The sequence below is a fragment of the Streptomyces sp. NPDC101178 genome, from assembly GCF_044767965.1.
In the GTDB taxonomy this organism is placed as follows: Bacteria; Actinomycetota; Actinomycetes; order Streptomycetales; family Streptomycetaceae; genus Streptomyces.
Genome location: NZ_JBIWOZ010000005.1, coordinates 384,885 through 397,306, shown reverse-complemented (window position 1 = coordinate 397,306; position 12,422 = coordinate 384,885). Strand labels below are relative to the sequence as shown.

11 protein-coding genes are annotated in these 12,422 nt (G+C 72.9%); 6 read left to right on the top strand and 5 right to left on the bottom strand.

The window, feature by feature from the left end; all coding sequences use genetic code 11:
• Positions 1-271 precede the first annotated feature (271 nt).
• A complete protein-coding gene (locus ACIRR8_RS17640) occupies positions 272-949 on the bottom strand; it encodes a bifunctional DNA primase/polymerase (RefSeq protein ID WP_404065121.1) in 678 nt (225 codons plus the stop codon).
• A gap of 290 nt (positions 950-1,239) precedes the next feature.
• On the opposite strand from ACIRR8_RS17640, the gene ACIRR8_RS17635 reads away from it, so the two are divergent.
• Positions 1,240-2,622 carry a transcriptional regulator gene (locus tag ACIRR8_RS17635; RefSeq protein WP_404065119.1) on the top strand — a complete coding sequence of 461 codons (1,383 nt, stop codon included), beginning with the start codon at positions 1,240-1,242 and terminating at the stop codon, positions 2,620-2,622.
• A 208-nt stretch (positions 2,623-2,830) separates the two neighbouring features.
• On the top strand, positions 2,831-4,453 hold the full coding sequence (locus ACIRR8_RS17630; RefSeq protein ID WP_404065116.1) for a hypothetical protein: 1,623 nt from the start codon (positions 2,831-2,833) through the stop codon (positions 4,451-4,453).
• A 37-nt stretch (positions 4,454-4,490) separates the two neighbouring features.
• Here ACIRR8_RS17630 and ACIRR8_RS17625 read toward each other — a convergent pair whose 3' ends face one another.
• Entirely contained in the window at positions 4,491-5,771 is a 1,281-nt protein-coding gene (locus ACIRR8_RS17625) for an ABC transporter substrate-binding protein (protein ID WP_404065113.1), read from the bottom strand.
• Positions 5,772-5,945: 174 nt separating this feature from the next.
• Between ACIRR8_RS17625 and ACIRR8_RS17620 the strand changes: the two genes are divergently transcribed.
• Together ACIRR8_RS17620 and purU are read left to right on the top strand one after the other, a co-directional pair.
• Complete coding sequence (locus ACIRR8_RS17620) at positions 5,946-6,392, top strand: hypothetical protein (RefSeq protein ID WP_018510773.1); 447 nt, start codon at positions 5,946-5,948, stop codon at positions 6,390-6,392.
• 86 nt (positions 6,393-6,478) lie between these two features.
• Entirely contained in the window at positions 6,479-7,378 is a 900-nt protein-coding gene (gene purU / locus ACIRR8_RS17615) for a formyltetrahydrofolate deformylase (protein WP_404065110.1), read from the top strand.
• Positions 7,379-7,387: 9 nt separating this feature from the next.
• Here purU and ACIRR8_RS17610 read toward each other — a convergent pair whose 3' ends face one another.
• Positions 7,388-8,830, bottom strand: coding sequence for a zf-HC2 domain-containing protein (locus tag ACIRR8_RS17610; RefSeq protein ID WP_404065107.1), 1,443 nt, complete (start codon positions 8,828-8,830; stop codon positions 7,388-7,390).
• A complete protein-coding gene (locus ACIRR8_RS17605; RefSeq protein ID WP_404065104.1) occupies positions 8,827-9,420 on the bottom strand; it encodes an RNA polymerase sigma factor in 594 nt (197 codons plus the stop codon). The genes ACIRR8_RS17610 and ACIRR8_RS17605 overlap by 4 nt, the downstream gene beginning before the upstream one ends.
• A 337-nt stretch (positions 9,421-9,757) precedes the next feature.
• Between ACIRR8_RS17605 and ACIRR8_RS17600 the strand changes: the two genes are divergently transcribed.
• Positions 9,758-10,132 carry an STAS domain-containing protein gene (locus ACIRR8_RS17600; protein WP_404065101.1) on the top strand — a complete coding sequence of 125 codons (375 nt, stop codon included), beginning with the start codon at positions 9,758-9,760 and terminating at the stop codon, positions 10,130-10,132.
• 126 nt (positions 10,133-10,258) lie between these two features.
• Entirely contained in the window at positions 10,259-10,786 is a 528-nt protein-coding gene (locus ACIRR8_RS17595) for an EF-hand domain-containing protein (protein ID WP_404065098.1), read from the top strand.
• Between the two features lie 43 nt (positions 10,787-10,829).
• Here ACIRR8_RS17595 and ACIRR8_RS17590 read toward each other — a convergent pair whose 3' ends face one another.
• Complete coding sequence (locus ACIRR8_RS17590; protein ID WP_404065096.1) at positions 10,830-12,407, bottom strand: class I adenylate-forming enzyme family protein; 1,578 nt, start codon at positions 12,405-12,407, stop codon at positions 10,830-10,832.
• Positions 12,408-12,422: the final 15 nt, after the last annotated feature.

Below are 12,422 nucleotides of genomic sequence, written 5' to 3'. Positions count from 1 at the left end.
TCGCCCCCCCCCGCCCTTTCAAGTGCCCCCCCGCCCGCTCCATACCGACCCCCGCGCGGGCCACCGCCCCCCCCACCCGCTCCCCCCCCCCGTGTCCGGGGCGGGGGGGGGGCGGGGTCCGCGCGCCGCCCGCCGCCGTGTCCGCTTCCGTCGCTCCCGAAGGCGCGTCGTGCGCGTCTGTCATGTCACGTGCATCTGCCCGGTCCGGCATGGCACAGCCTTTCGATATCCCCGCTAGATGGGGACCACCCTACGAAAGGCCTGCCGGGAGCTACGAGACGCGGGTGCGGGCGTCCGCCGCCTCGCGTGCGCAGGCGTACGCCAGCGGGCTGACCAACTCGTCCACATCGGGCAGCCAGCGGTTGACGTGCGTGGGCTTGCGGGCCCACTGCACGGCTCCGCGGCCACCGACCCGGGTGGGCGGGGCCGCGACGTAGTGGCCCTCGCCGCGGCCGGTCAGATCGATCGCCTCCGCGTTCCAGCCGAGCGTGCGCACCAGTTCGGAGGCCTTGCCCGCGCCGCCCGGCAGCACGAAGAAGAGCATCCGGCGGTCGGGCGTGCAGGTGACCGGGCCGAGTGTCAGGTCCATCCGCTCCATCCGGGCCAGCGCCAGGAACCCGGCCGACTCGGGGACCTCCAGCGCGTCGAACGCGCGGCCGGTCGGCAGGAGCACCGAGGCGCGCGGCTGCCGGGACCACATGCGCCGGGCCGCGGCACCGCTGCCGGTCGCCTGGCCCGCCCAGTCCGGCCGGTCCGCGTGCGCGCCGGGCAGCGGGCAGGCCGCCTCGCCGCAGGAGCAGCGCTCCCGGCCCTCCACCGCCTCCAGCCAGGTGCCGGGGAACACGTCCCAATGGCGCTCTTCCGCATACCGCACCGCGGCGTCGAGCAGGGGCTCGCCCCGCTGCTGAGGGACCTGTGCGGCTTCCGTGACTCCGATGGGCTCTTCCACGTCCAGCTCAACTCCCAGCCTCACTCGGGGTTACGGGCGCGCGCGAGCCGGTCACGATGCATCGATTCCGCACGCGGGGCGCATCGGTGCATGGACGGGGGCGCGCGTGAGGCGGTGGAGCGGAGGGCGGGTAGAGCCCAGCAGGGCCGGACAACTCACCGTGCCCGTACCGAATGCCGATGGAATATGCGCATTTCTTGAGTGTGTGACGGGCAGTGATGCTTCCACCGACCACCGCGTATCCGTGTATCTGATGATCCAGGTATTTTCAGACTGTTCCAGGGGGAAATATGGCAGCAAGGCCTCTCGTAGCCCGCCAGCCCAACGAACGGCTCCAGACGCTCATCCAGGAAGCCGCCTGTTCCAACGCGGGCCTCGCGCGCCGCGTCAACATGGTCGGGGCCGAGCGCGGTCTCGATCTGCGGTACGACAAGACGTCCGTGGCCCGCTGGCTGCGCGGACAGCAACCCCGGGGCCGGGCCCCGGGCATCATCGCCGAGGCGATCGGCCGCAAGCTGGGCCGTACGGTCACGATCGACGAGATCGGCATGGCCAACGGCAAGAACCTGGCCTCCGGCGTGGGCCTGCAGTACGCACCGACCGTCGCCGGAGCGATCGAGCAGGTCTGCGAGCTGTGGCGCAGCGACGTCGGCCGCCGCGATCTGCTCACCGGCTCCACCGTCGCCGCCTCCGCCCTCGTCGAGCCCAGCCGCGACTGGCTGATCTCCGGCAAGGACCCGCAGGTCGAACGGGTCGCCGGAGCACGCGTCGGGATGGCTGACGTGGCGGCGGTCCAGGCGATGACCACCGCCCTCACCGACCTCGACCACCGCTTCGGCAGCGGCCATGTCCGCCCGGTCCTCGTGCACTACCTCAACAGCGTGGTCTCCGGCCTGCTTTCCGGGGCGTACCGCGAACAGGTCGGCCGCGAGCTGTTCGCCGCCGTCGCCCGCCTCACCGAACTCGGCGGCTACATGGCGGTCGACACCGGCCAGCCCGGCCTCGCCCAGCGCTACTACATCCAGGCGCTGCGCCTGGCCCAGGCCGCAGGCGACCGGGCGTACGGCGGCTATGTGCTCGCCGCCTCTATGAGCCACCTCGCCGCCCAGCTCGGCAACCCGCGCGAGATCGCCCAACTCGCCCGCGCCGCCCAGGAAGGCGCCCGCGGCCAGGTCACGCCCCGTGCCCAGGCGATGTTCTGGGCGGCGGAGGCCCGGGGCCACGCGCTGCTCGGCGACGCCCGCACCTGCCAGGTGGTGACGGCCCGGGCGGTCGCCGCGCTGGAGCAGGCCGACCCGGAGAGCGGCGACGACCCGGACTGGATCGCCCACTTCGACCACGGGTACCTCGCGGACGAGCTGGCCCACTGCCACCGGGACCTGAACCAGGCGCCGGAGGCCGCCAAGCGGGCGAAGGAGGCGCTGGCCGCGCTGCCGGAGACCCGGGCCAGGCGCCGGGGCATCGGGCTCGTGCTGCTCGCCTCGGCCCAGGTCCAGCAGCGCGAGGTGGAGCGCGCCTGCCACACCGGCACGCGGGCGATGGAGCTGCTCGGGACGGTGCGCTCCAGCCGGGGTGCCGAATATCTCGACGACCTCCAGCAGCGGTTGGCGCCGTACGGACAGGAGCCGGCGGTCCGGGAGTTCGGCGAGCGGCTGGAGCTCCAGGCGGCGTGAGAGGTGGCGCGAGAGACGGCGTGGGAGGAGGCGTGAGACGCGGCGTTCACGGTTTCGGCGGTGGGGCGGCCGTTAACAGCGTCCTGCGGGCGCTGGGTGTTACCGGGCCTGTGAAGGGGTGGTGAGGGGGACCACGCGCTTGGCGGAGTCGGGCGGCCACCCGATAGCGTGAGCCGACGATTCCGTTGGTTCACACGTAGGAGTCCCGGTGACGCAGAGCGGACAGGGCGGACAGGGCGGCGAGCAACAGCCCCCCGCCGGACGACCCGCGCACGAAGGTGTCGTGCTGCCCTCCGACGGCGGCGCCCCCTGGATCCCGGGGGCGCCCACCGGCGGCCAGGCCGACCAGGGCGGGCAGCAGGCCGGGCAGGCCGCGCCCGCCGGCGGCCAGCCGTGGGGCCGGTCCTGGGGGCCGGAGTCCGACGCGCCGGGACAGCCGGGCGGCCAGGCAGCGGGCGCGTACGGATACCCGCAGCAGGCCCATCAGCAGCCCCAGCACCACTCCCAGCCGCTGCCGCCCGCGCAGGGACAGCAGTACGGCGAGCAGTACGGCCAGGCGTACGGGCAGAGCGGCTCGGGCGCGTACCAGCAGCCGCAGCAGGCGGAGCACTCCGACCCGTACCAGCAGTACCCGCATCAGCAGCCTCAGCACCACCAGCCCCAGCACCACCAGCGCCAGCCGTACGCGCAGCCGCTCCCGCCGGAAGCCGGGACCGGCGGCGGCCAGGGCCTTCCCGGCGGCGGCGACGCGGACGCCACGCAGTACATCGCTCCCGTCCCCGGCGGCGACGCGGACGCCACGCAGTACATCGCTCCCGTCCCCGGCGGCGACGCGGACGCCACGCAGTACATACCGCCGGTGCCGGGCGGAGCCCCGTACGGCATCAGGCCGGGCACCCCGGGCGCACCGGCAGCGTCCGGCGCGCCCGACGACCGGCAGCCGCCCGCCGAGTTCGACAACCTGTTCCGTACGGAGGAGCCGGCGGGCGCCACCCAGCAGATACCGCAGATACCGCAGCAGCAGTACGACCAGCAGCCCCCGTCCCAGCAGGGTTACGGCTACCCGGGCCCCGGCGGTCAGCTGCCGCCCCAGGCGCCGCAAGGGGGCTACCGGTCCGGGCTCCAGGGCCCGCGCGGCGGCGACGGTCACGCCGGGCCGCCCCGGTACGACGACGGCGGCGACGCCCCGCGCAGGCGCTCGGCCCACATCCCGCTCATCGCGGCGGTCGTCGTCGGCTGCGCGGTCATCGGGCTCGGCGCGGGCGCCTGGTGGAGCATGAGCGGCGACGAGCCGGCCAAGGACGACAAGCAGCCGATCGCCTCGCAGAGTTCACCGCCCACCACCGCCCCCACCACGAAGGCCGCCGTCGATCCGGCCAAGCCGCAGGCCGAGGCGCTGGACAAGCTGCTCGCCGACAGCAACAACAGCCGGGCCGCGGTGATCAGCGCGGTGGAGAAGATCAAGTCCTGCAAGGACCTGGACCAGGCGAACACCGACCTCAAGGACGCGGCCCAGCAGCGCCGTGACCTGGTGACCCGGCTGGAGGGGCTGACCCTGGACCAGCTGCCGCGGCACCAGGCGCTCAACTCCTCGCTGACGAAGGCGTGGAAGGCCTCCGCCGCCGCCGACGATCACTACGCCGCCTGGGCCCGGCAGGCGAAGAAGAACAAGAGCGTCTGCAAGGGCGGCCAGGCCCGGTCGACCAGCGAGACGGCCCGCGCCAACGAGCAGAGCGGCGTGGCGACCAAGGCCAAGCAGGAGGCCTCCGGGCTCTGGAACGCCATCGCCGGGAAGTACGGCCTGACCAAGCACACCCCGGTCGAGCTCTGACCGTGGACCGCCCCGGCCCGGCGGGTGCGGCCGCGGTTCAGCCGACCGTCCGCCGGGCGTCCGACAGGACCTCCGTGACGTCCACGAAGCCCTTCTTCTGCGCGGTCAGCCGACCCTCGCGGACCACCTGGAACGTCACGTCCGCGTTGACGATGCGCGGATACGGCGAGGTGCCGAGCAGGTCCTTGAAGCGCCAGCGGAGCACCGGCGTCAGACCGCCGGTGTCGACCTCGGTGCCCCGGTTGAGCGCCGAGGTGACCTTGTTGGCGGTGATCCCGTCGTCGTCGATCGCCTCGACGACCGCCCGCAGCACCGTGTAGGCGATCCAGGTCGTCTGCACACCGGTGTCGTCCGGGTCGATGCGGTTGTCCCCGAAGGCGTACTTCCGGATCACCTCCCGCATCCCGTTCCAGCGCGCGTCGCCCGCGTCCGGGTACCAGCCGGTGACGTAGGCGCCCTCGAACGGGCTCGTGCGGCCGCCGGTGCGGTCGATGAGCGGCTGGCTGACGCTGCCGAGCACCGAGGAGATCCTGACCCGCTCGCCTTCCGGCTCCAGCCGGCGGAAGGAGTCGAAGAAGGTCTCCGTACGGGAACCGAGCACGGCCGCGACACAGCTGCCGCCGGCCCGCCGTTCCAGCGCCCTGCCCGCCTGCTCGTCGTAGGAGGTGGCGTTCTCCGGGGCCAGGATGTCGGTGGACTCGGGCCGCTCGGCGGCGAGCAGCCCGGTGTTGAGGAGCTGCGGCATCCGGGCGCCGCCGAGCGAGTCGGGACGCACCAGCGCGACCCGCTCGCAGCCGCCCGCCAGTTGCCGGCCGTGGCCCGCCAGGAGCGCCGACTGGCCGCCGTTGACCGGGTACGAGAGGTAGCTGCGGAACTCCTCGTCGGAGGCGCCGTAGCCGCCGATGTACGGGACGCCGCCGGACTCCAGCACCGGGATGGCGCTCTGGCCGTGCCGGCTGTACGAACCGACGACCGCGGCCACCTTCTTGTCCACGGCCTGCCGGGCGCACCGCTCGGCGCCCGCCGCGGTGTCGCGCTCGTCACAGGTGATCACCCGCAGCTCGCGCCCGTCGATGCCGCCCTGCTCGTTGATCCAGCGCGCGTACGTCCGGGCCATCGCGGGAACGCCGGGCATGGTCACCGCGTCGGCGTCGTCCACCCGGTCGGGCGCCCAGGTCATCACCGTGACGGGCTCCCCGGAGCCCCCCGAGCCCCCGGGGAGCACGCCACAGCCGGACAGCAGCAGCGCACCGGCCACCGCCGTGCCGATGACGAACTGGAAGGGGCGGGGGAAGGCGGTGCGTCTCCGTCCGGTCATGTTCAGCAACGCTCCCGCCCCCGGGGTAACGCCACGGTGTGGCGTGTTCAACGCTCGGTGACGTCCGGGTGAATTGCGGGGGCCCGCGCGGGACCGCCGGAGGGGAACGTACGATCGACCACCGTGCAGCAAGGTTCGGAGAACTCTTCCCGTCGCGGCCGTCGCTCCTCCACCATGGGCGTCATGCCGCTCACTGACATGCCGTGGTGGCGCTGGCGCACCAACGTGCGCTCGGCGCTGCACATGCTCTCCGACCCCGTCTTCCACCACGAGTGCTGGCTCGCCGGCCGGGAGGGGTACGGGGACGTCACCGACGCCGTGTACCGCCTGGTCGAGGACACCTGGCTCGACAACTGGTCCGCCGAGAAGTACGTCGGCACCATATTCCGGGACTCCGCGGAGGCGGCCGCCGTGGACACCGCCGCGCTGCGGGTCCTGCGGATCATGCACCAGGTCGGCGCGGACGCACCCGTCTCGGCCTATCTGGAGCACCACGGCTGGCCGGAGGCGGTCCGCGCGGCGCGCGAGGCGCATGTGATGCTCGCCACCAACGACGCCGAGGACCCGGACATCCCGCCGCGCTCGCTCGACGTCATCCGCATCATGACCCGGGCCGCCTGAACGATCGTGGTCCGGGCCGTGGAGGCGCCGGGGCCGCATGGTGAGCACGAGCGCCTGACCTTCGGCGGCTGTGGCACCCTACGAGGATGACCGCACCGCAGCCCACCGCCGCCCAGGCCGCCTCGGACACCGCGCTGCCCGAGCAGTACGTCCTCACGCTCTCCTGCCCGGACAAACAGGGCATCGTGCACGCCGTCTCCAGCTATCTCTTCATGACCGGCTGCAACATCGAGGACAGCCAGCAGTTCGGGGACCACGACACGGGTCTGTTCTTCATGCGGGTCCACTTCTCGGCGGACGCCACGGTCACGGTCGACAAGCTGCGGGCCAGCTTCGCCGCCATCGGGGAGGCCTTCCGGATGGAGTGGCAGATCCACCGGCCGGCGGAGCGGATGCGGATCGTGCTGATGGTCAGCAAGTTCGGCCACTGCCTCAACGACCTGCTGTTCCGCTCCCGTACGGGCGCGCTGCCCGTCGAGATCGCGGCCGTCGTCTCCAACCACACGGAGTTCGCCGAGCTCACCGCCTCGTACGGCATCCCCTTCCGGCACCTTCCGGTGACGAAGGACAACAAGCCGGAGGCCGAGGCGCGGCTGCTGGAGCTGGTCCGCGAGGAGGACGTGGAGCTGGTCGTCCTCGCCCGCTACATGCAGGTGCTCTCCGACGACCTGTGCAAGCAGCTGAGCGGCCGGATCATCAACATCCACCACTCGTTCCTGCCGAGCTTCAAGGGCGCCAAGCCGTACCACCAGGCCCACGCCCGGGGCGTGAAGCTGATCGGCGCCACCGCGCACTACGTCACCGCCGACCTCGACGAGGGTCCGATCATCGAGCAGGAGGTGGAGCGCGTCGGCCACGACGTGACCCCCGACCAGCTCGTGGCGATCGGCCGGGACGTGGAGTGCCAGGCGCTGGCGCGCGCGGTGAAGTGGCACGCGGAGCGGCGCATCCTGCTCAACGGCCGCCGTACGGTGATCTTCAACTGACCCGGGTGATCACAACCTGCTGAGCGAGGCCGACGCGAACAGGACGTCGCGGATGGCCTCGCGGTCGCCCTCCTGGCCCGCCGCCGCTTCGACCGGCGAGATGTGGCCCGCGACCAGCCGGCAGAACTCCACGCCGTCCAGGGCCACCTGCGCCACCGCGCGGCCGGGCGTGCCGAGGGCGGCCGGTGAGTCGAGCGCGATGTACCAGTCACCGCCGCCGTGCCCCTCGACCTCCAGATGGACCGACCGCCCCGGCTCTCCGGGCGCCACCAGCTCCCGGGCCGGTCCGGCGAGTCCGGCGCGGCGGCGTCCTTCGAGCGCGGCCGGGAGCATCCGGGCGGCCAGGTCGATCATCCGGTGCAGATGGGCGGCGGACGGCGGCCTGTACGGGTAGTCCACCGCCTCCGCGATGTCCGTGCCGTGCACCCAGCACTCGAAGGCCCGGTCCAGCAGCGCGTCCTGGAGCGGCAGCGCGAACTCCCCGTACGAGACGGAGCGCTCGGCCACGCTCCGGCCGCCCAGCGACGCCGTACGGATCAGCTCGTGGGTGAGGCTGCGCCAGGGCTCGCGGACGGCCCGGGTGGCGGGCGGGTGCGTGGCCGACCAGTACCTCTCGGTACGCCGCGTCGGCGAGAGCGGCACCTCGGCCGCCCCGCCGGTCACCTCGGCGGTGTCGAGCGGGTCGGCCAGGCCGAGCGCGGCGGAGACCAGCCCGTCGACGGCCATCAGGTGGCCGATGACTCCAGCGACCGTGGTCCGGCGGGTGACCGCGCGTTCGTCCTCGAACCACTGCAGCCGCACCGGCGCGTGCCAGTCGGAATCGCCGATGTCGCGGAGCAGCGCGTCGAGCCGGGCGGTCTCGGCGTCGTACGGAGTGGCCCAGTCCGGAATCGGGATGCGGGCCGGGCGGCGCCCGAGGCAGCCGTCCATCACCCGGGCCCGCAGACCCGGATCGAGATCCAGCGACCCGTCGGTGTGCAGCAGCCCCACCGCGTCCCGCAGCCGCAGCGCCTCGTCGGCACAGGGCGCGCACGCGGTGAGGTGGTCCTCGACGGCGAGAGTCTCCTCGGCCGAACAGGCGGAGAGCGCCCAGGCGCCGAGGAGGGCCTTGAGGACCTGGTGCGAGAGGGCCGGGGCGTCGGGGGCGGGTACGGGGTCCTCCTCACCGGCCTCGTACGCGTACTCCGGAACCTCTCCCTCCGGAACCTCCTCCTCCGGCACCGCGCCCTCCGGAACACCCCGCCCCGGCATCGACTCCTCCGGAACGCCCCGCTCCGGAACGCCCTGCTCCGGCACCGCCTCCTCCTTCGCACCGGAGCCCGGCGGCGGCGGCACCGGCCGGCTCACCGCCTCCAGGTCGAGGTCGTCCACCGCGCCGCGCGGGCCCGGTATGCGCCGCGCGCCCCGCACCTCGTCGTCGCGGCGGCCGTCCTCCCGCCCGTCGCCGTTCACCGGCCGCGTCCGTAACCGGGTGGTGAGGCCCCGTCGAGCGGCCGGGTGTTGGCGGTGGACAGCAGCTGGAGTCCCAGCCGGAGCCGGCGGCGGGCCTCGTCCTCGGTGACGCCGAGGTCGGCCGCGGTCTGCCGGTAGTCCCGGCGCCGGGTGTACGCCAGCTCCAGCGCCTGCCGCAGCGGGACGGGCATCGAGGAGACGATGTAGTCGGCCCGGGCCGCCGCGGTGGCGCTGCGCACCCGCCGCTCCAGCTCCTCCGGGTCCGGCACGGAACCCTCGCCGTGCTCCTGCGCGTACGCCGCGGCGGCCGCCCGCCGCAGCCGCTGCACGGAGTGGCGGTGGGTGAGCCTGGCGACCCACGAGCGCATCGAGCCCTGCCGCGGGTCGTACGCCTCGGGGTTCTCCCAGACCTGGGCGAAGACCTCGCGGGTCACCAGGTCTGCGGCGTCCTCGTCGTCGAGCATCCGGTGCGCCTGGCTGTGGACGAGCGCGGCGAACCGGTCGTACAGCTCACCGAGCGCCGCCGCCTCACCGCTCACCAGCCTCTGCTGCATCATGCGGTCCCAGCGGGGCGGTGCGTCCTTCGCCATGAAACCCCCAGCCCCCGGCGCCGTGATGTTCTGCGATGCTCCGTGATCCGGCCTCTGCCCTCGCTGTCCGAATGTAGTCGCCCGCGCGAGCCCCGTACCTGCCTTTGCCGCAACTGTCCGATGTAAGGAATGCCAAGACTTCACCAATCGATTTCGGCCGTTCTCGCGGACCTGGCTCCGCTGAGCAGGGGAAACCGGCCGAAGTGATCATTTCCACCGGAAACCCCCTGGGTCTTCCGGGTGAGGGCGGTGTTTCATGGATGTGCGGTGGGGCAGCCGCGAGGAGGAACGGAAACTTCCGGATTGCCGGGAGCCCCGGAACGAGAGGTCCAGTCGCGTGACGCTGAAGGTGGACGAGACCGAGCAGGGCGACTGGACCGTGCTGCGGATACGCGGTGAACTCGATCTCGTGAGCTCACCCGTCGTGCGTCAGTCCGTCCACGAGGCGGTGGCGGAGGGGCAGCACGATGTGGTGCTCGACCTGTCCGAGGTGTTCTTCTGCGATTCCAGCGGGGTGGGGGTGCTGATCGCCTCGCGCCGCCTGATGAAGTCCTGCGGCGGCCGGCTGCGGCTGATCCTCCCGGCCCGGGGCGCCGAGGACGGCTCCCACGTCAACAAGGTGCTGGGGGCGCTGGGCGTGCGCAGACTCTTCGACGTCTACCCGGACACGGTCTCGGCGATCGACGATACGTGCGAGCCCCTGACGGCCTGAGCGCGGCAGGGACGGGTGAGCGGCGGCGCGTGACCGGCCGAAAGCGTTCGGTGCTGAAGCGAGGTTGTCACACAGGAGGCGTCGCTCGGTGACACGTGAAGGCCCCGGGCGACGTACGCTCCCCGCATGGACAGCGCAGAGTACGAGCGAAAGATCGCGCACCGCTTCGCCGCCTTCGACCAGGACGGCAACGGCACCATCGATCGCGCCGATTTCAACGCCGCAGCCGCCCGTCTGCTCACCGAGTTCGGTACGACGGCCCGCTGCGACAAGGGTCAGGCGCTCTACACCGGGGCCGAGGCCTTCTGGCAGGGCATGGCGGGCATCGCCGATGTGGACGGGGACCAGCGGGTCACCCGCGAGGAGTTCGTCGGCGGGGCGGTGAAGCGGCTGCGGGACAATCCCGAGCGGTTCGCCGAGATCGCGCGCCCCTTCCTGCGGGCGGCGATCGCGGTGGCCGACAGCGAGAACAACGGCGGCCGGGCGTCGGTGGCCTCCGTGGAGCGGGCCCTGAAGGTGCTCGGGGCCAGCACCGAGATCGCCGGCATCGCGGCCCAGAGCCTGGACACCGACCGGGACGGGCTGATCGCCGAGAGCGATGTGGTCTCCGCGCTCGCCGTGTACTTCACGGTGATCGAGCCCGACGCCACGTAACCGCCCGACGCCGTACGGGGGTGGCGCGCCACCCCCGTAACCCTCAGGCGCCCCCGCCGAACCGCTCCCGCAGCCGGTATTTCAGCACCTTGCGCAGCGTCTCGTTGCGCGGGAGGGCGTCGAGCACCTCCAGCTGCTCCGGCACCTTGTGGACGGAGAGCCCGGCGCCTCGCAGATGGCCGGCCAGCTCGGCGAGGGTCGGCGCGGGCGCGCCCGGCACCCGCTCGACCACCGCGCAGACCCGCTCACCGCGCTCGGCGTCCGGGAGCCCGATCACCGCCGAGTCCGCCACGGCCGGGTGCGTGTGGAGCAGGTCCTCGATCTCCTTGGCGGAGATGTTCTCGCCCTTGCGGATGATGATGTCCTTCAGCCGCCCGGTGAGCGTGAGGTGCCCGCTCTCCTGGACCCGGCCGAGATCCCCGGTGATCAGGAACCCGTCCCCGTCGAAGGCCGTCTCGGTGGCGGAGGCGTCCAGATATCCCCGGCAGACCGCCTCCCCGCGCAGCCGCACCTCTCCCTCCACGCCGTACGGGAGCGGCTTGCCGTGCTCGTCGGTGATCCGGATCTCCATCCCCTCCGGCGGCCGCCCCTCGGTCAGCGCCAGGTGCTCTGCGGTGTCGTCCGGCGCGCCCATCGTGATCATCGGGACCTCGGTCATCCCGTACCCGTGGGTGAGCTGGACCCCCATCTCCCGCACCACCGCGTGGTACACCTCCGGAGGCTTCGGCGCCCCGCCGCCCGCCAGCAGCCGGAGCGAGGGGATGAGCGGCGTGCCCGGCTCCTTGCGCTGCTCGGCCAGGAACATCGCGTAGAACGCCGTCGACCCGCCCGCCACGGTCACCCCGTGCCTGCGGTACTCCGCCAACGCGTCCGGCAGCGCGAACTGCTCGAACATCACCGCCGGGAACCCGTACAGCAGGAGCATCACCGTGTAGTCGGGCCCGGCGACATGCGCGTACGGGAACGCCATCGAGCCCACGTCGTCCGCGTGCAGCTCCAGGGCGTGCGCGAGGCAGGAGCCGCCCGCGATCAGCGAACGGTCGGTGTGCAGGACGCCCTTCGGGTCGGAGGTGGTGCCGGAGGTCCAGTAGATCCAGCGCACCTCGTCACCCGATGACGGTTCCGGCGGAGGCGGCAGGGTCGACGGATCGCCGTCGGGAAGGTCCTCGTACGCTTCGAAGACGCTCGGCGGGTCGGCGAGTTGGGCCGCGATCCGCTCGGCCATCGCCGTGTGGTCGAAGCCGCGCCACACACCCGGCACGGCGAAGAACGCGGCCCCCGACTCCCTCAGCGCGAACCGAACTTCGCGGTCCCGGTAGAACGGGATGACCGGCGACTGCACGGCCCCGAGCCGGGCCAGGGCGAAGGAGAGCAGGGCGCTCTCCAGCCGGGTCGGCAGCTGCCAGGCCACCACACTGCCCGCCCGCACGCCCCTCCCGTACAGCCCGGCGGCGACCCGTTCGGCCCGGTCCCGCAGCTCGCCGAAGGTCAGGGAGCGGTCCTCCTGGAGCAGGACCGGGCGGTCGGGGGTGAGGGCGGCGCGGGCCTCGATCAGCTCCCAGAAGGTGCGGGAGGAGCTCAGCGCGTGCGCGGTCGCGGTCACGTCGTTCACGGCGGTCACAGGGATCCCTCCGAA

Bases quoted from the DNA above. Each gene is read 5' to 3' on its own strand.
- ACIRR8_RS17605 (WP_404065104.1), bottom strand. From the start codon at position 9,420: ATGGCGAAGGACGCACCGCCCCGCTGGGACCGCATGATGCAGCAGAGG.
- ACIRR8_RS17595 (WP_404065098.1), top strand. From the start codon at position 10,259: ATGGACAGCGCAGAGTACGAGCGAAAGATCGCGCACCGCTTCGCCGCC.
- ACIRR8_RS17625 (WP_404065113.1), bottom strand. From the start codon at position 5,771: ATGACCGGACGGAGACGCACCGCCTTCCCCCGCCCCTTCCAGTTCGTC.
- ACIRR8_RS17620 (WP_018510773.1), top strand. From the start codon at position 5,946: ATGGGCGTCATGCCGCTCACTGACATGCCGTGGTGGCGCTGGCGCACC.
- purU (WP_404065110.1), top strand. From the start codon at position 6,479: ATGACCGCACCGCAGCCCACCGCCGCCCAGGCCGCCTCGGACACCGCG.
- ACIRR8_RS17635 (WP_404065119.1), top strand. From the start codon at position 1,240: ATGGCAGCAAGGCCTCTCGTAGCCCGCCAGCCCAACGAACGGCTCCAG.